Raw genomic sequence first — 20,796 nt, forward strand, 5'->3', positions numbered from 1 at the left:
TGACGACTGAAGTCCACGAACAGACCGGGCGTGGACATCACGGTGACGCCACCGGCCAGGGCCAGGTCGCACTCCCCGGTGCGCAGCGCCTGTGCCGCGAGGTGGAGTGCGACGAGGGAGGACGAGCAGGCGGTGTCGACGGTGACCGCCGGGCCCTCCAGGCCGAAGGTGTACGACACGCGGCCCGACAGGACGGCGGCGGAGTTGCCCGTGCCCAGGTGGGCGCCGACCTCGTCGCCCGGTGCGAGCGGACGGGAGGTGTAGTCCTGGTAGTTGGTACCGGCGAACACGCCGGTGCGGCTGCCGCGCAGCGAGCGCGGGTCGATCCCCGCCCGCTCGAACGTCTCCCAGGCGACCTCCAGCAGGAGCCGCTGCTGCGGGTCCATGGCCAGGGCTTCACGGGGCGAGATGGCGAAGACGCCGGGGTCGAAGTCGGCGAAGCCGTCGAGGAAGCCACCGGTGAGTGTGGAGGTACGGCCCGCCGTGCCGGGTTCGGGGTCGTAGAGTCCGGCCAGGTCCCAGTCACGGTCCGCGGGGAAGGGGCCCATCGCGTCGGTGCCGTCGGACAGGAGCCGCCAGAACCGCTCCGGGGTGTCCGCCCCGCCGGGGAAGCGGCAGGCCATGCCGACGATCACGACCGGGTCCTCGGCGGTGTCCCGGCGGTTGGCGGCGACGGCACCGGCGGAGGCGACGGCACCGGCGGAGGCGGCGGGGCCCGCCGGGGCGAGCTGCTCGCCGAGGTGCTCGGCCAGGGCCGCGGGGGTGGGGTAGTCGTAGACGAGGGTGGCGGGCAGTCGCATGCCGGTCGCCTCGCCGAGGGTGTTGCGCAGCTCGACGGCGGTGAGGGAGTCGAAGCCGAGTTCCCGGAAGGCCCGGGCGGGTTCGACGTCGTCGGGGCTGGGGTGGTTGAGGACGTACGCGATGTGTCCGCGGACCAGTTCGAGCAGTGCGTGGCGCCGTTCGGCGTCCCCGAGGGCGGCGATCGTGGCCATCAGGTCGTTCTCGTCGCCGCCGGATGCGGTCGGGGTGGCCGGGCGGCGGGCGCGCAGCCGTTCCAGGTCCGGGAGTTCGGCGTAGAGGCGGCGTGGCCGGCCCTTGTCGAGTTCGGCGCCGAAGACCTCCCAGTCGATGTCGGTGACGACGAGTGCGGTGTCGTCCTGGTCGAGGGCGTCCTGGAGGGCGGTGACGGCGACGGCGGGGTCCATGAGGCGGACGCCGTGGCGCTGCAGGCGTTCGCCGACGGTGCCGGCGGCCATGCCTCCGTCGGCCCAGCCGCTCCAGGCGATCGCCGTGGCGGGCAGGCCGCGGGAGCGGCGGCCCTCGGCGAGGGCGTCGAGGTAGGCGTTGCCGGGGGCGTAGTTGCCGTGTCCGGGGCTGCCGAAGACGCCGGAGGACGAGGAGAACAGCACGAACGCGGAGAGGTCCAGGTCGCGGGTGGCGGCGTCGAGGTTGAGGGCGCCGCCCACCTTGACCCGCAGGACCTCGGCGAGGCGTTCGGGCGTGAGCGAGCCGATGACGCCGTCGTCGAGGACCGCGGCGGTGTGGAAGACGGCGGTGAGGGGGCGGTCCTCGGGGATGGCGGCCAGGAGGCCGGCGAGGTCCGCGGGGTCGGCGATGTCGCGGGCGACGAGTTCGGCGTGGGTGCCGGCGGCGTTCAGTTCGGCGAGGAGTTCGGCGGCGCCTTCCGCGTCGGGGCCGGAGCGGCTGACGAGGAGGAGGTGGGGGGCTCCCGCGCGGGCGAGCCAGCGGGCCACGTGGCGGCCGAGGGCGCCGGTGCCGCCGGTGACGAGGACGGTGCCCTGCGGACGCCACTGGCGGCGGCCCGGCAGTCCGCCGATGGCGGCGCGCTCCAGCCGTCGGCCGAGGAGACCGGTGGCGCGTACGGCGACCTGGTCCTCGTGGTCGGTTCGGGCGAGGACGGCGACGACGCGGTCGGCGGTGCGGGCGTCGAGGTGCTCGGGCAGGTCGATCAGGCCGCCCCAGCAGTCGGCCTGTTCCAGGGCGACGACCCGGCCGAAGCCCCAGATCAGCGCCTGGGCCGGTGCGGTCGGGGCGGCGTCGGAGCGGGTGGCGACGGCGCCGCGGGTGAGGAACCACACGGGCAGCCGGTTGGCCAGGTCGTCCAGCGTCTGTACGAGGGCGACGGTGGTGGCGAACCCGCTGTGCAGCTGGGGGTGTCGGGGGTGCGGGCTGTCGTCCAGGGCAAGCAGGGACAGCACGCCGCGGGCCCCGTCGGTCGCGTCGGCCAGCGCGGCGGCGAGGCCGGTGCGGTCGAGGTGGCCGTCGACGGTCACGGGGACGCAGTCGGCGCCCGCGCGGGTCAGGGCGGCCCGGACGGCGGTGGCCTCGGGTCCGTTCTCGTGGCCGCGGGGGACGACGAGGGTCCAGCGGCCGGTGAGGGCGGGGGCCGTCGGGTCCTGCAACGGGTGCCAGGTGATGCGGTAGCGCCAGCGGTCGGCGGTGGCGCGGTCGGTGCCGCGCCGCCGGTAGCCGGCGAGGGCGGGGGCGAGTGTGGCCGCGGTCTGTGGGTCGAGGCCGAGGGCTTCGGCGAGCGTGGCGTGGTCGCCGGACTCGACGGCCTGCCAGAACGGGGCGTCCGCGCCGTCGGTGGTCTGCGCCGTCGCGGCGGTGGTGAACGCGGGCCAGTAGCGGCGGCGTTGGAAGGCGTAGACGGGCAGGTCGACGCGGTGTGCGGGCTCGTCGTGGACGGCGTTCCAGTCCACGGGGCCACCGCGGACGGCAAGGCCGGCCACGGACTGCAGGAAGCGTTCGGTGCCGCCCTCGGAGCGGCGCAGGGTGCCGAGGACGGCGCCGTCGGTGATGCCCAGGTCGTCGAGGATGTCGCCGACGGCCGTGGTGACCACGGGGTGCGGGGCCATCTCGACGAAGACGCGCTGTCCGGCGTCGGCGAGGGCGCGCACCGTGCTCTCGAATCGCACGGTGCGGCGGATGTTGTCGTACCAGTAGGCGGCGTCGAGCGTGGTGGTGTCCTCGATGCGTGCCCCGGTGACGGTGGAGTGGAAGGGAATCTCGGCAGGGCGCGGGCGCACCGGGGCGAATCCGGTGAGCAGGGCGTCGCGGACCTCCTCGACCTGGGCGCAGTGGGAGGCGTAGTCCACGGGGACGCGGCGTGCGCGGATGCCGTCGTCGGTCAGGTGGGCCAGCAGTGCGGCGAGCGGCTCGGCGTCGCCGGAGACGGTGACGGAGCGCGGGCCGGTGACGGAACCGACGCCGATCCGGCCGTCGTAGGGGGCGATGAGCTGCTCGACGTCGGCCAGCGGCAGGGGTACGGCGACCATGCCGCCGCGGCCGGTGATGGCGGTCAGCTCGCGGGAGCGGGTGACGACGACGCGGGCCGCGTCCTGGAGGGTCAGGATGCCGGCGATGTGGGCGGCGGCGATCTCGCCCTGGCTCTGTCCGGCGACCGCGGCGGGGCGGACCCCGCACGCCATCCACAGCCGGGCGAGGGCGACACAGACGACGAAGAGGGTGGGCTGGACGACGTCGAGCCGTTCCAGGGGCGGGGCGCCGGGGGCGCCGCGCAGCACGTCGAGGACGCGGTAGTCGGTGAAATCCTCGACGGCGGCGGCGGCTTCGTCGAAGTAGGCGCGGAACCGGGCGTCCGTGTCGAGGAGTTCGGTGGCCATGCCCTCCCACTGGGGGCCCTGGCCGGGGAAGAGGAAGACGGGGTCGCCCTCGGTGTCGGCGACGCCGCGCACCACGGCGGGGTCGGGGGTGGCGTCGGCCAGGGCGGTCAGGCCGCGCAGGAGCACGTCGTGGTCGGCGGCGACCACGACGGCGCGGTGTTCGAGGGCGGACCGGGTGCCGGCGAGGGACCAGGCGAGGTCGGCGGGGTGCGGCCCGCCGTCCGGGGCGGAGCGCAGGTGGGCGGCGAGCCGGCGGGCCTGGTCGCGCAGGGCGGCCGCGGTGCGGCCGGAGACGGCGAAGGCGCGCGGGCGGGGTGCCTCGCGCCCCGGCTCGGGGGTGTCGTGCCGGTCGGCGGGCGGGGCCTGTTCGAGGATGACGTGGGCGTTGGTGCCGCTGACGCCGAAGGAGGAGACGCCCGCGCGGCGCGGCCGGTCGCCGACGGCCGGCCAGGTGCGGGCCTCGGTGAGCAGTTCGATGTTTCCGGCGGACCAGTCGACGTGCCGGCTGGGCAGGTCGACGTGGAGCGTGGCGGGCAGCCGGCCGGCGCGCAGGGCGAGGACTGTCTTGATGATGCCGGCGACGCCGGCCGCGGCCTGGGTGTGGCCGATGTTCGACTTCACCGAGCCGAGCAGCAGCGGCCGCTCCGCGGGCCGGTCCTGGCCGTAGGTGGCGAGCAGCGCCTGGGCCTCGATGGGGTCGCCGAGGGTGGTGCCGGTGCCGTGCGCCTCGACGGCGTCGACGTCGGCGGGGGCGAGCTGCGCGCTGTTCAGGGCCTGCCAGATGACGCGTTCCTGGGAGGGCCCGTTGGGGGCGGTGAGGCCGTTGGAGGCACCGTCCTGGTTGACGGCCGAGCCGCGCAGGACGGCGAGGACGGGATGTCCGTTGCGACGCGCATCGGAGAGCCGTTCGACGACGAGGATTCCGGCGCCCTCGCCCCAGGCGGTGCCGTCGGCGGTGTCGGCGAACGCGCGGCACCGGCCGTCGGGCGACAGGCCGCGCTGGCGGCTGAACTCCAGGAAGATCGTGGGCGTCGACATGATGGTGACGCCGCCGGCGAGAGCGAGGTCGCACTCCCCCGCGCGCAGGGCCTGCGCTGCCAGGTGGAGGGTGACCAGGGAGGAGGAGCAGGCGGTGTCGACGGAGACGGCGGGGCCTTCGAGGCCGAGGGTGTAGGAGATCCGGCCGGACAGCACGCTCGAGGCGTTGCCCACCCCGTCGTCGCCCGCGTTGTCGGACAGGCTGAGCAGCGTGGTGTAGTCCTGCAGGTTGGTGCCGCAGAACACGCCGGTGCGGCTGCCGCGCAGGGCGAGCGGGTCGAGCCCGGCGCGTTCCAGGGCCTCCCAGCAGATCTCCAGCAGAACGCGCTGCTGCGGATCGGTGCCGACGGCTTCGCGCGGCGAGATGCCGAAGAACCCGGCGTCGAAGTCGCCGACGCGTTCGACGAATCCGCCGGTGCGGGTGTAGCTGCGGCCGGGCGTGCCCGGGGTCGGGTCGTACAGGGCGTCGATGTCCCAGCCGCGGTCGCGCGGCCAGTCGGTCATGGCGTCGGTGCCGTCGTCCAGCAGCCGCCACAGGTCGTCGGGGTCGTTGACACCACCGGGGAAACGGCAGCCCATCGCGACGATCGCCAGGGGTTCGTGCTGGTGTGCCTCGGCCGCGGCCAGGCGCTGCCGCGTCTGGTGGAGGTCGGCCGTGACCTTCTTCAGGTAGCCGAGGAGCTTGTCCTCATCGGTCATGGTGTTCTCACCCGTTCTCAGGTCCCGTGGCCGTGCCGTCAGGAGATGCCGAGGTCGTTCTCGATGAAGTCGAAGATCTCGTCCGCGCCGGCGGACTGGATCCGGTCGCTGACGTCGTCGCCGCCGGTGGCGGGGGCGGCGACGGCGACGGCGACTGTGGTGCGGCCGGTGAAGCCGCCGAGGAGCGATTGCAGCCGGGCGCCGATGCGGTCGCGTCGGGCGTCGTCCTGCGGCAGTGCGGCCAGCGCCGCCTCCAGGGTGTCCAGTCCGGCGAGGACGGCGGAGGCGCCGTCGGTGTCGTCCGAGAGCCGGCCGCGCAGGTATCCGGCGAGCGCTGTGGCGCTCGGCTGGTCGAACAGCAGCGTGGCGGGCAGCGCGAGGCCGGTGGCGGCGCCGATCCGGTTGCGCAGTTCGACGGCCATCAGCGAGTCGAAGCCGAGGGCGTTGAACGCCGTCGTGGCGCCGACCCGGTCGGTGCCGGTGTGGCCGAGGACGGCGGCGGCCTCGGTCCGCACCAGGGCGGTCAGGGTGCGTTCGCGCTCGGCGCCGGACTGTCCGGCGAGCCGTTCACGCAGGGCCTGCGAGGCGCCCGCGGTGCTCTGCGGACGCTGGGCGAGCAGGTCGCGGACCTCGGGGAGGTCGGCGAGCAGCGGGCTGGGCCGGGAGGTGGTGAAGCCGGGCGCGAAGCGGGTCCAGTCGATGTCGGCGACGGCGAGGACGGCGTCGGTGCGTGCCAGGGCCCGGCCGAGGGCGTCGACGGCCCGCTCGGGGTCGAGCGGGTCGATGCCGCCGCGCCGCATACGGTTCTCGCCGTCGGCGTCGGCGCCGGCCATACCGCCGCCCGCCCACGGCCCCCAGGCCAGCGAGGTGGCGGGCAGCCCGGCGGCCCGGCGGCGTTCGGCCAGCGCGTCCAGGTAGGCGTTGGCCGCGGCGTAGTTGGCCTGGCCGATGGTGCCGAGGGTGCCGGAGACCGACGAGTACAGGACGAACGCGCTGAGCTCGCGCCCCCGCGTCAGTTCGTCGAGGTGACGGGCGGCCGCCAGCTTGGGGCGCAGGACGCGGTCCAGGGCGGCGGTGTCCATCCTGTCGAGGAGCCGGTCGTCCAGCACACCCGCGGTGTGGACGACGGCGTCGACGGGGTGTTCGGCGAGGAGCGCCGCGAGTGCCTCGCGGTCGGCGGTGTCGCAGGCGGCCAGGACCAGTTCGGTGGCGGAGTCGGCGAGGGCGTCCTTGAGGCGGGCGGCGCCTTCGGAGGCCGCGCCGGAACGGCTGACGGCCAGGATGCGGGTGGCGCCCTGGGCGGCGAGCCAGGCGGCCGTGCGCAGGCCGAGCGCGCCGGTGGCGCCGGTGAGCAGGACGGTGCCCGACCAGTCGGGCGCGGGCGCCGGGGGCGCGCCGGCCGGGGCGCGTTCGAGGCGGCGCAGGAACGTGCCCGCGGGCCGTACGGCGATCTGGTCCTCGCCGGTGCGGCCGGCCAGTGCGGCGGCCAGGCGCCGGGCGACGTCGGCCGGTACGGCCGCGTCGGTCCCGGCGGGCAGGTCCACCAGACCACCCCAGAGCTGCGGGTGTTCGAGGGCTGCGGTGCGGCCCAGCCCCCACACGGCGGCCTGTTCGGGCGCGACGGGCGCCTCGGTGCCGAGCACGCCCGCGGCGCCCGCGGTGAGCGCCCACAGCCGCGCCGCGCCGGTGCCGTCGGCGAGTGCCTGGACGAGGGCGGCGGTGGCGGCGAGGCCGGCCGGTACGGCGGCGTGTCCGGGCAGCGCGTCGGTGTCGGCGGCGAGCAGGGACACCACGCCGGTCCAGGGACCGTCGTCGTCCCGGCGCAGGTCCGCGAGGGCGGCGGCCAGGGCGGTGCGGTCGGCGCCGGCGCAGTCGACGGGCAGCACGCGGACGCGGGCGCCGTGGGCGGTGAGCGCGTCCGCGACGGAGGTCGCCCAGGGGCCGCCGTCGAGCCGGCCGGGGACGGCGAGGAGCCAGCCGCCGGTGAGGGTGGCGGCGGCGTCCGCGGCGGGCCGCCACACCACGCGGTGTTCCCAGCGCTGGATCTGCGCCTGCCTGCGGTCCTCGCCGCGCCAGGCGGCGAGCGCGGGCAGTACGGCGCTGAGCGGGGCGTCGCTGTCGACGGCGAGGCGCTCGGCGAGGACGGCGGGGTCCGCGGCCTCGACGAGTTCCCAGAACGCGGCGTCCTGGCCGGCCGCGGCGGCGGGCGCGGACGCCTCCAGCCAGAACCGCTCGCGCTGGAAGGCGTACGTCGGCAGGGGCACGGGCCGGGCCTCGGCGGCGGCCGGTACGGCCGGTACGTCGCCGAGCCCGTGCGCGTGCAGCGTGCCGGCGGCGAGCAGCGCGGAACGGTCCTCGGGCGTGTCGCGGCGGACGAGGGATACGGCGGTCACGCTCGCGGACGCGGTGAGGCCGTCCTGCACCAGGGTGGTGAGGGTGGCGTCGGGGCCGAGTTCGAGGCAGTGGGTGACGCCGCTCTCCTCCAGTGTGCGGACCGTGTCGGCGAAGCGCACGGCCCGGCGGACGTGGCGCACCCAGTAGTCGGGGGTGAGCAGGTCGTCGCCGGCCGCGAGGGCTCCGGTCACGTTGGACACGACGGGCACGGTGGGGGCGTGGAAGCCGACGCGCGCGGCGACGGCGCGGAAGTCGTCGAGCATGGCGTCCATCAGCGGCGAGTGGAAGGCGTGGCTGACGTTCAGGCGCCGGGTCTTGCGGCCTCGTGCGGCGAACTCGGCGGCGATGTCCGTCACGTCCTCGGCCCGGCCGGAGACGACCACGGAGACGGGCCCGTTGACCGCGGCGACGGCGACGCGGTCGGCCCGGTCCGCCAGCAGGGGCAGTACCTCCTGCTCGGTCGCCTCCAGCGCGGCCATGGCGCCGCCCTCGGGCAGGCTCTGCATGAGCCGTCCTCGGGCGCCGACCAGCGCGCAGGCGTCGGCCAGGTCGAAGACGCCGGCGGCGTGCGCGGCGGTCAGTTCGCCGATGGAGTGCCCGGCGAGCACGTCGGGCCGTACGCCCCAGGACGTGGCCAGGGCGTGGGCGGCGGTGCCGTAGGCGAAGAGTGCGGCCTGTGTGTAGGCGGTGCGGTCCAGCAGGGCGGCCTCGGCGCTGCCTTCGGCGGCGAGGACGACGTCGCGCAGCGGCGGTCCGTCGAGGTGGCGGTCGAGTTCGGCACAGACCGCGTCGAAGGTCTGCGCGTAGACGGGGTGGGCGTCGTACAACGCGTTGCCCATGCCGGGGCGTTGGGCGCCCTGGCCGCTGAACAGGACGGCGAGCCGGCCGCCGTCGGCGGTGCCGGTGGCCGTGCCGGGGTGCGGTTCGCCGGAGGCGACGGCGGCGAGCCCGGCCAGGAGTTCCTCGCGGTCCGCGGCGACGACCGCGGCGCGGTGGGCCTGCGGGTGGCGGGCGACGGTGAGGGTGCGGGCGAGGTCGCGGGGGTCGTCGTCGTGGTGCAGGAGGTGGGTGCGCAGCCGGGCCGCCTGGGCGCGCAGCGCGTCCGGGGTGTGTCCGGAGACGGGGTACAGGAGGGGCGCGGCGGCGGGCACCGGGCGCTCGGCGGCGGGCTCGGCGGCGGGGGGTTCCTCGAGGACGACGTGGGCGTTGCTGCCGCTGATGCCGAAGGAGGACACGCCCGCGCGGCGGGGCCGGTCGCCGCGGGCCGGCCAGGGCCGGGCCTCGGTGAGCAGCTCGATGGTGCCGCTGGACCAGTCGATGTGCGGGGAGGGCTCGTCGACGTGCAGGGTGCGGGGCAGTTCGCCGTGGCGCATGGCCATGACCATCTTGATGATGCCCGCGGCGCCCGCGGCGGCCTGGGTGTGCCCGAAGTTGGACTTGGCGGATCCCAGCAACAGGGGCTCGTCCGCGGGCCGCCCGCGGCCGTAGGTGGCGAACAGCGCCTGGGCCTCGATGGGGTCGCCGAGGGTGGTACCGGTGCCGTGCGCCTCGACGGCGTCGACGTCGGCCGGGGCGAGCCCGGCCGAGGCGAGGGCCTGGCGGATGACGCGCTCCTGGGAGGGCCCGTTGGGGGCGGTCAGGCCGTTGGAGGCGCCGTCCTGGTTGGTGGCGGAGCCGCGGACCACCGCGAGGACGGGGTGGCCGTTGCGCCGTGCGTCGGAGAGGCGTTCCAGCAGGAGCATGCCGACGCCCTCGGAGAAGCTCGTGCCGTCGGCCGAGGCGGCGAACGCCTTGCACCGGCCGTCGGCGGCCAGCCCGTTCTGGGCGGTGAACTCGGTGTAGGTGCCGGGTGTGGCCATGACGGTGACACCGCCGGCCAGCGCCATGGAGCACTCGCCCTGACGCAGGGCGTGGGCGGCGAGGTGCAGGGCGACCAGGGCGGAGGAGCAGGCGGTGTCGACCGTCATGGTCGGCCCCTCCAGACCGAAGGTGTAGGCGACGCGGCCGGAGATGACGCTGCCGGACACGCCGAGCCCGATGTAGCCCTCCATGCCCTCGGGGATGTCGGCCAGGCCGGAGGCGTAGCCGGAGCCCATGGCGCCGACGTAGACGCCGGTGCCGCTGCCGCGCAGCGACAGCGGGTCGATGCCGGCGCGCTCGAAGACCTCCCAGGAGGTCTCCAGGAGCAGCCGCTGCTGGGGGTCCATGGCGAGCGCCTCGCGCGGGGCGATGCCGAACAGGGCGGCGTCGAAGTGCGTGGCGCCGTACAGGAATCCGGCCTCCAGGCCGGGCAGGCGGTCCAGGTCCCAGCCGCGGTCGGTGGGGAAGGCGCCGATGGCGTCGCCGCCCTCGGACACGAACCGCCACAGGTCCTCGGGCGAGCTGACACCGCCCGGGTACTGGCAGGCCATGGCGACGATGACGACCGGGTCGTCCTCCCCGGCGGCGGCCGTCGTGGTGGCGAACTCCTCGGTGACGCCGGTGAGTTCCCGGGCCAGGTGGCGGGCGAGCGCGCTGGGGCGGGGGTGGTCGAAGACGAGCGTCGCGGGCAGCCGCAGCCCCGTCTCGGCGTTGAGGCGGTTGCGCAGGTCGACGGAGGTGAGGGAGTCGAAACCGAGGTCCTTGAAGGACTGTTCGCCGTCGACGGCGCCGGCCGAGCCGTGTCCGAGGGCGACCGCGGCGTGCCGGCGGACGACGTCGAGCAGGAGGCGTTCCTGGTCGGGTGCGGACAGTCCGGCCAGGCGGCGGCCGAGGGCGGAGGCGTCCGCGTCGGCGGCGCGGGCGGTGCGCCGGGCCGGTGCCGGGACGAGGCCGTGCAGCAGGGCGGGCAGCCGGCCGGCGGAGGCGGCGGCGCGCAGCGCCGCCGGGTCGGTGCGCAGCGGTGCGAGGAGCGGCTCGCCGGTGGCGAGGGCCTCGTCGAGCAGTCGCAGCGCCTGCTCGGGGTCCAGGGCGGGCAGCCCGGAGGCCGCGATGCGGCGCCGGTCCTCGTCGCCGAGGCCGCCGGTCATGCCACTGTCGTGGTCCCACAGGGTCCAGGCCAGTGAGGTGGCGGGCAGACCGGCGGTGCGGCGGTGGTGGGCGAGGGCGTCCAGGACGGTGTTGGCGGCGGCGTAGTTGGCCTGTCCGGCGCCGCCGAACAGGCCGGAGGCCGAGGAGAACAGGACGAAGGCGGTGAGGTCGGCGTCCCGGGTCGCCGTGTGCAGGGCGAGCGCGCTGTCCGCCTTGGCGCGCAGCACGGCGGCGAGCCGGTCGGGGGTGAGCGAGCCGAGCACGCCGTCGTCCAGGATGCCCGCGGTGTGCACCACGCCGCGCAGCGGCCGGTCCGCGGGCAGCGCGGCGAGCGGCGCGGCCAGCGCGCCGGGGTCGGCGGCGTCGCAGGCCTCGACGCGTACGGCGGCCCCGTGCGCGGCGAGTTCGTCCGTCAGCTCGCGGGCGCCGGGGGCGTCGGGGCCGCGCCGGGAGGTGAGCAGCAGGGAGCGCACGCCGTGGGTGGTGACCAGGTGGCGGGCGACCAGGGCGCCGAGCGCGCCGGTGCCGCCGGTGATCAGGACGGTGCCGTCGGCGTCCCAGCCGGGCGCCCGGTCGGCCGTGGCGGCGCGGGCCAGCGCCGGTGTGCGCAGCGTGCCGTCGCGCAGGGCGAGCTGGGTGGCTCCGGTGCTGACGGCGGCGGCGAGGGCGGCGCGGGAGGCGTCGGTGTCGTCGAGGTCGGCGAGGACGAGCCGGCCCGGGTTCTCGGTCTGGGCCGAGCGGACCAGGCCCCAGACGGCGGCGGCGGACAGGTCGCTGACGTCCTCGCCGTCGGCCGCGCTCACGGCGCCGCGCGTGACGATCACGAGCGGGGCACCGTCGGTGCGCGGATCGGCCAGCAGTGTCTGCAGGTCGGTCAGGACGCGGCCGGCGATGCTCGCGGGGGTCTCGCCGGGGGCGGAGGTGTACGGCAGGACGACGGCCGTGGGCGTGTCGTCGGCGCCGAGCGCCGGCCAGGCGGGCACCAGGCCCGCCGGATCTCCGCCGGCGAGCCGCCAGCCGTCGGTGTCCGCCGTGTCGGGCAGGGCGGTGTCGCTCCAGCGCACGGTGAACAGGGCGCCGTCGGCGGGCCGGGAGGTGGGCAGGGCGCCCTGGGAGACCGGGCGGCTGACGAGGGAGCCGACGGTGGCGACGGGGTTTCCGGTGCCGTCGGCGAGGTGCAGGCTGACGGCGCCGGAGGAGCCGCGGTCCAGACGGACCCGGAGCTCGGTGGCGCCGACGGCGTGCAGGGTGACGCCGCCGAACGCGAACGGCAGGCCCACGCCCGCCTGTTCGGCGGCGTCTGCGCCGTCGGCACCGGCGAGCTGGGTGTGCAGGGCGGCGTCCAGGAGGGCCGGGTGCAGGCCGAACCGGGCGGCGTCGCGGTGCTGCTCCTCCGGGAGTGCCACCTCGGCGTACCAGGTGTCGCCGGAGCGCCAGGCGGCCCGCAGGCCCTGGAAGACGGGGCCGTACTGGTAGCCCTGGGCGGCGAGTGCGCCGTAGAAGCCGTCCAGTGGGAGGCTGTGGGCCTCCGCGGGCGGCCAGGCGACGGGTTCGGCCTCGGGTGCGGCGGGCGCCGGGGCGAGGACGGCGGTGGCGTGCCGGGTCCACGGGCTGTCGTCGTCGGCGTCGGCCCGGGAGTGCACGGTGACCGGCCGGCGGCCGTCGGCGTCGGGGGCGCCGAGGGCGATCTGGAGCTGGACGCCGGTGGTGTCCGGGAGGACCAGCGGGGCTTCGAGGGTGAGGTCGTCGAGGAGGCCGCAGCCGACCTCGTCACCGGCGCGCAGCACGAGTTCGACGAACGCGGTACCCGGGAGCAGGACGGTGCCGGACACGGTGTGGTCGGCGAGCCAGGGCTGGGTACGGGTGGAGAGTCGGCCGGTGAGCAGCACGCGGTCGTCGTCGGCGACGCGGACGACGGCCCCGAGCAGGGGGTGTCCGGTGCCGGTGAGTCCGGCGCCGGTGACGTCGCCGGTGGTGTCGGCGGGCCGCAGCCAGTAACGGTCGCGCGTGAACGCGTAGGTGGGCAGGTCGACTCGGGGGTCGGCCGGATCGCTGCCGAGCAGGGCCGTCAGGTCGACGGAGACTCCGTGGGCGTGGGCGGCGGCGACGGCGGCGAGCAGGGTGTCCGGCTCGGGGCGGTCCTTGCGCAGCACGGGCGCGCAGAGCCGGTCAACGGTGTCGTCGGGCAGTGCGGCACCGGCGAGCGCGGTGAGGGTGGCGTCGGGGCCGAGTTCCAGGTAGCGGGTGACGCCGTGGGCGGCGAGCCAGTCGATGCCGTCGGCGAAGCGGACGGCGTGGCGCAGGTGGCGCACCCAGTAGTCGGCGGAGGTCAGTTCCTCGGCGGTGGCCGGGCGTCCGGTGAGGTTGGAGACCACGGTCAGGCGCGGCGGGTGCGCCGTGACGCTCTCGGCGACCGCGCGGAAGGCGTCCAGGGCGGCGTCCATGCGCGCGGAGTGGAAGGCGTGCGAGACCCGGAGCCTGCGCGTGGTGCGGCCGCGGGCGCCCAGCGACGAGGCGACCGCCTCGACGGCGGCCTCGTCGCCGGAGATCACGGTGGCGCGCGGCCCGTTGACGGCGGCGACCGACACGGCGCCGCCGTGTTCGGCGAGCAGCGCGGCCACTTCGTCCTCGGCGGCCTCGACGGAGACCATGGCGCCGCCGCGCGGCAGGTCCTGCATCAGGCGTCCGCGGGCGGCGACGAGCCGGCAGGCGTCGGGCAGCGACCACACGCCGGCGACGTGCGCGGCGGACAGCTCGCCCAGCGAGTGCCCGAGGAGGTACTTCGGCGTGACGCCCCACGATTCCAGCAGGCGGTAGAGGGCGACCTCGACGGCGAACAGGGCGGGCTGGGCGAGCCCGGTCTCCCGCAGCGCCGCGTCGTCCGGGGCGCTGTCGAAGACGGCTTCCTTCAGGCTCCGTCCGAGTTCGGGGTCGAGGTGGACACACACCTCGTCGAAGGCCCGGGCGAACGCGGGGAACGCGCCGTACAGCTCACGGCCCATGCCGGGACGCTGGGCGCCCTGTCCGGAGAAGAGGAACGCGGTCGCGCCGCGCAGCGTGCGGCCGGTCACGACGGCCGGGTGCTCCTCCCCCGCGGCGAGGGCGCGCAGGGCGTCGCGGGTGCCGGCCAGGTCCGCCGCGAGGACGACGGCCCGGTGTTCGAAGCCCTGCCGGGTGCCGGCGAGGGCGCGGGCGGTGACGTGCGGGTCGTCGGCGGGGTGGGCGTCGGTGTGCGCGAGGAGGCGGGCGGCCTGGGCGCGCAGCGCTTCGGCGCCGCGCGCGGACAGCAGCCAGGGCGTCAGGGGCAGCCGTACGGCGGTCGCGGGCGCCGTGTCGGTGTCCCGGTGCTCCTCGGCGGGTGCGGCCTCCAGGATGGTGTGCGCGTTGGTGCCGCTGATGCCGAAGGAGGAGACGGCGGCGCGGCGCGGGCGGTCCTCGGGGAGCGGCCAGTCGGTCGCCTCGGTGAGCAGCCGGACGTGCCCGGCGTCCCAGTCGACGTGGGTGGACGGCTGGTCCACGTGCAGGGTGCGGGGCAGCCGGCCGTGCTGGAGGGCCAGCACGGTCTTGATGACGCCGGCGACGCCCGCCGCCGCCTGGGTGTGGCCGAGGTTCGACTTCAACGAGCCCAGGTACAGGGGCCGTTCGGCGGTCCTGGCGCGGCCGTAGGTGGCGAGGAGCGCCTGGGCCTCGATGGGGTCGCCGAGGGTGGTGCCGGTGCCGTGCGCCTCGACGGCGTCGACGTCGGCCGCGGTGATCCCGGCGCCTGCGAGGGCCTGTTCGATGACGCGCTGCTGGGCGGGCCCGTTGGGCGCGGTCAGCCCGTTGGAGGCGCCGTCGGAGTTGACGGCGGAGCCGCGGACCACGGCCAGCACCGGGTGTCCGTTGCGGCGGGCGTCGGAGAGGCGTTCCACCAGCAGCAGGCCCACGCCCTCGGACCAGCCGGTGCCGTCGGCGGATTCGGCGAACGCCTTGCAGCGGCCGTCCGGGGCGAGTCCGCGCTGCCTGCTGAACTCGAACAGCAGGCCCGGGGTGGCCATGACGGCGACACCGCCGGTCAGGGCCAGGTCGCACTCACCGGCGCGCAGCGCCTGCACCGCCCAGTGCAGGGCGACCAGGGAGGAGGAGCAGGCGGTGTCGACGGTGACCGTGGGTCCCTCCAGGCCCAGGACGTAGGAGATGCGGCCGGAGGCGACCGACGTCGCGTTGCCGGCGAGCATCAGTCCGTGCACGTCCTCGGGCACCTCGACCGGGCCCTGGCCGTAGCCGGAGGTCGCGGCGCCCACGAACACGCCGGTGGCGCTGCCGCGCAGGGTCTGCGGCCGGATGCCGGCGCGCTCCAGCAGCTCCCACGACGCCTCCAGCAGGATCCGCTGCTGCGGGTCGGTGGCGAGCGCCTCGCGGGGGCTCATGCCGAAGAAGGCGGCGTCGAAGGAGGCGGCGTCGCGCAGGAAGCCGCCCTCCCGGGTGGAGAAGGTGCCGGGCCGGTCGGGGTCGGGGTCGTAGCGGTCCGCGATGTCCCAGCCGCGGTCCTGTGGCAGCGGGCCGATGGCGTCCCGGCCCTCGTCGACGAGCCGCCACAGGTCCTCGGGCGAACGGATGTCGCCGGGGAAGCGGCAGCTCATCGCGACGACGGCGATCGGCTCCCGGCTGCGGTCCTCGACCTCGCGCAGCCTGCGGCGGGTCTGGCGGAGTTCACCCGTGACCCGCTTGAGGTAGTCCACGTACTTGTCGTCGTCAGCCACGAGAGTCACTTCCTTGAACCGGGCGGAGCCGGGGCGTCGGGTGCGTGCGGAGGACCGGCGGGGTGCTCACAGGTCCCCCAGCTCGCGGTCGATCAGGTCGAAGAGGTCGCCCGCCGTCTCGACCTCGGCCAGTTCCGCGTCCTCGTCGGCGAGGGCCGCGGGGACGGCGGCGGGGGTCGGTGCGAGGGGCTCGCCCTGCCAGCGGGAGAGGAGTTCACGCAGCCGGGCGGTGACCTTTTCGCGGTCCTCGTCGGCCACGTCGGCGCCCTGCAGGGCGCTGTCGAGGCGGTCCATGTCGCCGAGGAGGGCCTGCGCGGTGCCGGGCGGCTCGGGCAGGGACAGCTCCGCCAGCAGGTAGCGGGCCTGGGCGAGGGCGGTCGGGTAGTCGAAGACCAGGGTGGCGGGCAGCCGCAGAGCGGTGGCCGCGCCGAGCCGGTTGCGCAGCTCGACCGCCGTCAGGGAGTCGAAGCCCAGCTCCTTGAAGGTCTGTTCGGGATCGATCTCGGCCGCCGAGCCGTGTCCGAGGACGGCGGCTGCCTGCTCGGCGACCACGTCGAGCAGGAGCTGCTCGCGGTCCGCGGCGGGCAGCGGGGCCAGCCGGTCGGCCAGCGACTGCGGTGCCTGCGCGGCGGGCGCCGTCCCGGCGGCCGTGGCGCGGCGCCGGGCGGGGGTGCGCACCAGGCCGCGCAGGAGGACCGGGAGGACGTCGTGGTGTTCGCGCAGGGCGGCCGGGTCCAGGTCCATCGGCAGCAGTGCGGCCCGGTCGCTGTCGGCGGCGGCGTCGAGCAGCCGCATGCCGGTGCCGGGTCCGAGCGGCACCATGCCGGTACGGGCGTGCCGTTCGCGGTCGGCGTCGCCGAGTTCTCCGGTCATGCCCGCCTCGGGCAGCCAGGTGCCCCAGGCGAGGGAGACGGCGGGCAGGCCCTGGGCGCGCCGGTGCTGGGCGAAGGCGTCCAGGAAGGCGTTGGCGGCCGAGTAGTTGGCCTGTCCGGCGCCGCCGAACGTGCCGGCGACCGAGGAGAAGACCACGAACCGGGCGAGGTCGAGGTCTCGGGTGAGTTCGTGCAGCGCGACCACGGCGTCGGCCTTGGGCCGCAGCGCCCGTTCCAGCCGGTCCGGTGTCATCGAGGACAGCACGCCGTCGGCGAGGACGCCCGCGGTGTGCACCACGGCCGTCAGCGGCCGGTCGGCGGGAATGCCCGCGAGGAGCGCGGCGAGCGCGGTGCGGTCGGCCACGTCGCAGGCGGCCACGGTGACGTCCGCTCCCAACGCGGCGAGTTCGTCGCGCAGTTCGGTCGCGCCGGGCGCGTCCGCGCCGCGCCGGCCGGCGATCAGCAGGTGCCGTACGCCGTTCTCCTCGACGAGGTGGCGGGCGGTGATACGGCCGAGTCCGCCGAGGCCGCCGGTGAGCAGGACGGTGCCGGCCGGGTCGGGAGCGGTCGGCAGGGTCAGGACGACCTTGCCGACGTGCCGCGCCTGGCTGACGAAGCGGAACGCGTCGGGCGCCCGGCGGACGTCCCACACGGCCATCGGCAGCGGCCTCAGCGCACCGCGCCCGAACAGGTCCGCCAGGTCGGCGAGGATCTCGCCGATCCGGTCGGGTCCGGCCTCGATCAGGTCGAAGGCCCGGTAGCCGACGCCGGGGTGGTCGGCGGCGACCTGGTCGGGCTCTCGGACGTCGGTCTTGCCCATCTCCAGGAACCGGCCGCCGCGCGGCAGCAGCCGCAGGGAGGCGTCCACGAACTCCCGGGCCAGGGAGTCGAGGACGACGTCGAAGCCGCGGCCCTCGGTGGCGGTGCGCAGTCGCGCCTCGAAGCCCAGGTCGCGGGACGAGGCGAGATGGGCGTCGTCGAGTCCGGCGGCCCGCAGCGCGTCCCACTTGGCGGGTGACGCCGTGCCGTACACCTCGGCGCCGAGGTGCCGGGCGAGCTGGACCGCGGCCGAGCCGACGCCGCCCGCCGCCGCGTGTACGAGGACGCTCTCGCCGGGCTTGAGTCCGCCGAGGTCGACCAGGGCGTAGTAGGCGGTGAGGTAGACGATGGGTACGGTCGCGGCCTCGGCGAAGCTCCAGCCCTTCGGGATCGGGACGACCATCCGGGCGTCGGCGACCGCGACGGGGCCGAAGGCGCCGGCGAACATGCCCATCACCCGGTCGCCGGGGGCGAGGCCGGTGACGTCGGTGCCGGTCTCGGTGATCACACCGGCACCTTCGAGGCCGATCGCGGTGGCGTCGCCGGGGTACATGCCGAGCGTGGTGAGGACGTCGCGGAAGTTGACGCCGGCGGCGCGCACCGAGATGCGCACCTCGTTCGGGGCGAGCGCGGCCTCGACCTCGGGGCAGGCCGCGAGGCGCAGGCTGTCCAGGCTGCCCGGCTGTGCCACGCCGAGCCGCCAGGCGTCGGTGCCGGCGGGCGGGACGAGGGCGCGGTCGGCGGCCAGCGGGACGACGCGCGGTGTGGTCACCGTCCCTTCCTGGACGGCGAGTTCGAACGCGGTGTCGCCGAGCGCGGCGGACAGTGCCGCCGCCGAGGCGTCGCTGCCGTCGGTGTCGGCGAGGACGAACCGGCCGGGGTTCTCGGTACGGGCGGCCCGCACCAGGCCCCACACCGCCGCCTGCGCCGGGTCGGCCGGCCGGGGTCCCGCCGGGACGGCGCCCCGGGTGACGACGACGAGCCGGGCGTGCGCGAACGCCGGGTCGTCGACCCACTGCTGGACGACGGCGAGCGCCTCGGTGAGGGTGGCACGGCCCGCGTCGGCGAGGGCGCCCGGGGTGTGCTCCGGAGTCTGCGCGGGCACGGCGTACAGCACGGTGTCCGGGACGTGCTCGTCCTGCGCGGCGGCGGCCAGATCCGGGGCCCGGCGCACGGTGTGACCGGCGGCCCGCAGTGCGTCGGCCAGTGCCGTCGCCTCGTCGGCGCCGACGACCGTCCACGCGGTCGGCGCGACGGCGTCCGCCGTGGCCGCCGGCTGCCAGTCCAGCTCGTACAGGCCCTGGCGGTCCGGGGCACCGACGGTGGAGCCGGCCAGGTCGCCGGTCAGCTCGCGCAGGGTGAGCGAGCCGACCGAGCCGACGGGGCGGCCCGTCGGGTCGGCGAGGGCGAGTCCGATGGCCTCCGGGCCCTCCTGGACCATCCGCAGCCGCAGCGCCGAGGCGCCGACGGCGTCCAGGCGCACGTCGCTCCACGAGAACGGCAGCCGTCCGGCGTCCTTCATGGGCACGAACATCACGGCGTGCAGCGCGGCGTCGAGCAGGGCCGGGTGCAGGTCGAAGGCGTCGGCCGCGGGGGCGGCGTCCGCAGGCAGCGCGGCCTCGGCGAACACCTCCTCGCCGCGCGTCCAGACCCGGGTCAGGCCCTGGAACAGCGGGCCATAGAGGTGGCCGCGGTCGGCGAAGGCCTCGTAGAAGCCGTCGAGCGGCACCTCGGTGCCGTCCTCGGGCGGCCAGACCGTGAAGTCGTACGGTACGGCGGCCGGTTCGGCGATGGCGGTGAGCAGGCCGCTGACATGCAGGGTCCACGGCGTGCCGGGCTCTGCGGTGTCGGGCCGGCCGTGCACGGTCAGCGGGCGGGCGCCGGTGGCGTCCGGCGCCTCGACCCGCACCTGGACCTGCACGCCGCCCTGGGCGGGCAGGGTGAGCGGGGTCAGGATCGTCAGTTCGGCGACCTGCTCGCAGCCGGTGCGGGCACCGGCGTGCAGGGCGAGGTCGAGGAATCCCGTGGCCGGGAACAGCGCGGTGCTGGTGAGCGCGTGGTCCTTGAGCCAGGGGCTGCTGCCGAGGGCGAGCCTGCCGGTGAGGACATGGGTGGCGCCGTCGGCCAGTTCCACGGCCGCGCCCAGCAGCGGATGGCTGCTCGCGCCGAGGCCCGCGGACGTGACGTCGCCGAGCAGCGCGGGCGGACCGGGCCAGAAGCGACGGCGCTGGAAGGGGTACGTGGGCAGGGGTACGGTGCGGGCGCCGCTGCCGTCGAACAGGCGCGGCCAGTCCACGGGCAGGCCGTGCGCGAAGGCACGGGCGACGGCGTCGAGGAGCGTCTCGTGCTCGGCCCGGTCCTTGCGCAGCACGGGCACGAACAGTGTGCCCTCGGCGTCCGGCAGGCAGCTCTGCGCCATCGCGGTGAGCGTGCCGTCGGGGCCGACCTCCAGGAACCGGTCGGCGCCGTGCTCGGCGAGCCAGCGGACGCCGTCGGCGAAGCGGACGGCCTCCCGGACATGGCGCACCCAGTACTCCGGGTCCTGCAGTTCGCCGCCGGCGGCGGCGCGGCCGGTGACGTTGGAGATCACCGCCATGCGCGGCGCCTCGTAGGTGATGTTCGCGGCGACCTCGCGGAACGCGTCGAGCATCGGCTCCATGAGCGGGGAGTGGAAGGCGTGGCTGACGCGCAGCCGGGTGGTACGGCGCCCGTCGGCGGCGAGCCGCGCGGCGATGTCGGCGACCACGTCCTCGGCGCCGGACACGACCACGGAGCCCGGCCCGTTCACGGCGGCGATGCCCGCGTCCGGGTGTCCCTCCAGGAGCGGACGTACCTCGTCCTCGGTGGCCTCCACCGCGAACATGGCGCCCCCGGAGGGGAGTTCCTGCATCAGCCTGCCGCGCGCGGCGACCAGGGCGCTGGCGTCCCTGAGCGACATCACGCCGGCGACGTGGGCGGCGGCGATCTCGCCGATGGAGTGGCCGGCGACGAAGTCCGGTCGCATGCCCCACGACTCCAGCAGCCGGTACAGGGCGACCTCGACGGCGAAGAGCGCGGGCTGTGTCCACTCGGTGCGGTTCAGCCGCTCCGCGTCGTCGCCGAGGACGAGGTCGCGCAGTTCGGCGCCGAAGTGGGCGCAGACGGCGTCGAAGGCGTCCGCGTAGGCGGGGTGGGCGTCGTAGAGTCCGCGGCCCATGCCCGGGCGCTGGGCGCCCTGCCCGGAGAAGAGGAAGGCGGTCCTGCCGTCACCGCGGTGCACGCCGGTGACGGTGTGCGGCCCGCTCTCGCCGGCGGCGAGCAGGCGCAGCCCGTCGGTGAGAGCAGCGCGGTCGGCGCCGAGGACGACGGCGCGGTGCTCGAAGGCGGCGCGGGTCGCGGTGAGCGACAGACCGAGGTCCGCCGGAGTGACGTCGGGTATCTCCCCCAGATGCTCCAGGAGTTGGGCGGCCTGGGCGCGCAGGGCGTCCCGGCTGCGTGCGGTGACGACCCAGGGGACGTACGACGGGTCCGCGTCCGGGACGGCAGGGGTGACGTCGTCGGTGGGAGGTTCGTCGGTGACGGCCTGCAGGATCACAT

Annotated in this window: 2 protein-coding genes and 1 pseudogene; all 3 read right to left on the bottom strand. The window is 76.2% G+C overall.

Annotated elements, in window-relative coordinates; all coding sequences use genetic code 11:
• Positions 1–5,384: pseudogene (locus BIV25_RS54010) on the bottom strand (type I polyketide synthase); the annotation flags it as partial.
• A gap of 38 nt (positions 5,385–5,422) precedes the next feature.
• On the bottom strand, positions 5,423–15,529 hold the full coding sequence (locus BIV25_RS45940; protein ID WP_071378560.1) for a type I polyketide synthase: 10,107 nt from the start codon (positions 15,527–15,529) through the stop codon (positions 5,423–5,425).
• Between the two features lie 66 nt (positions 15,530–15,595).
• Positions 15,596–20,796: SDR family NAD(P)-dependent oxidoreductase (locus BIV25_RS45945; RefSeq protein ID WP_071378561.1), on the bottom strand; the 5,201-nt coding region annotated here is incomplete at its 5' end.

This window comes from Streptomyces sp. MUSC 14 (assembly GCF_001866675.1).
Taxonomy (GTDB): domain Bacteria; phylum Actinomycetota; class Actinomycetes; order Streptomycetales; family Streptomycetaceae; genus Streptomyces.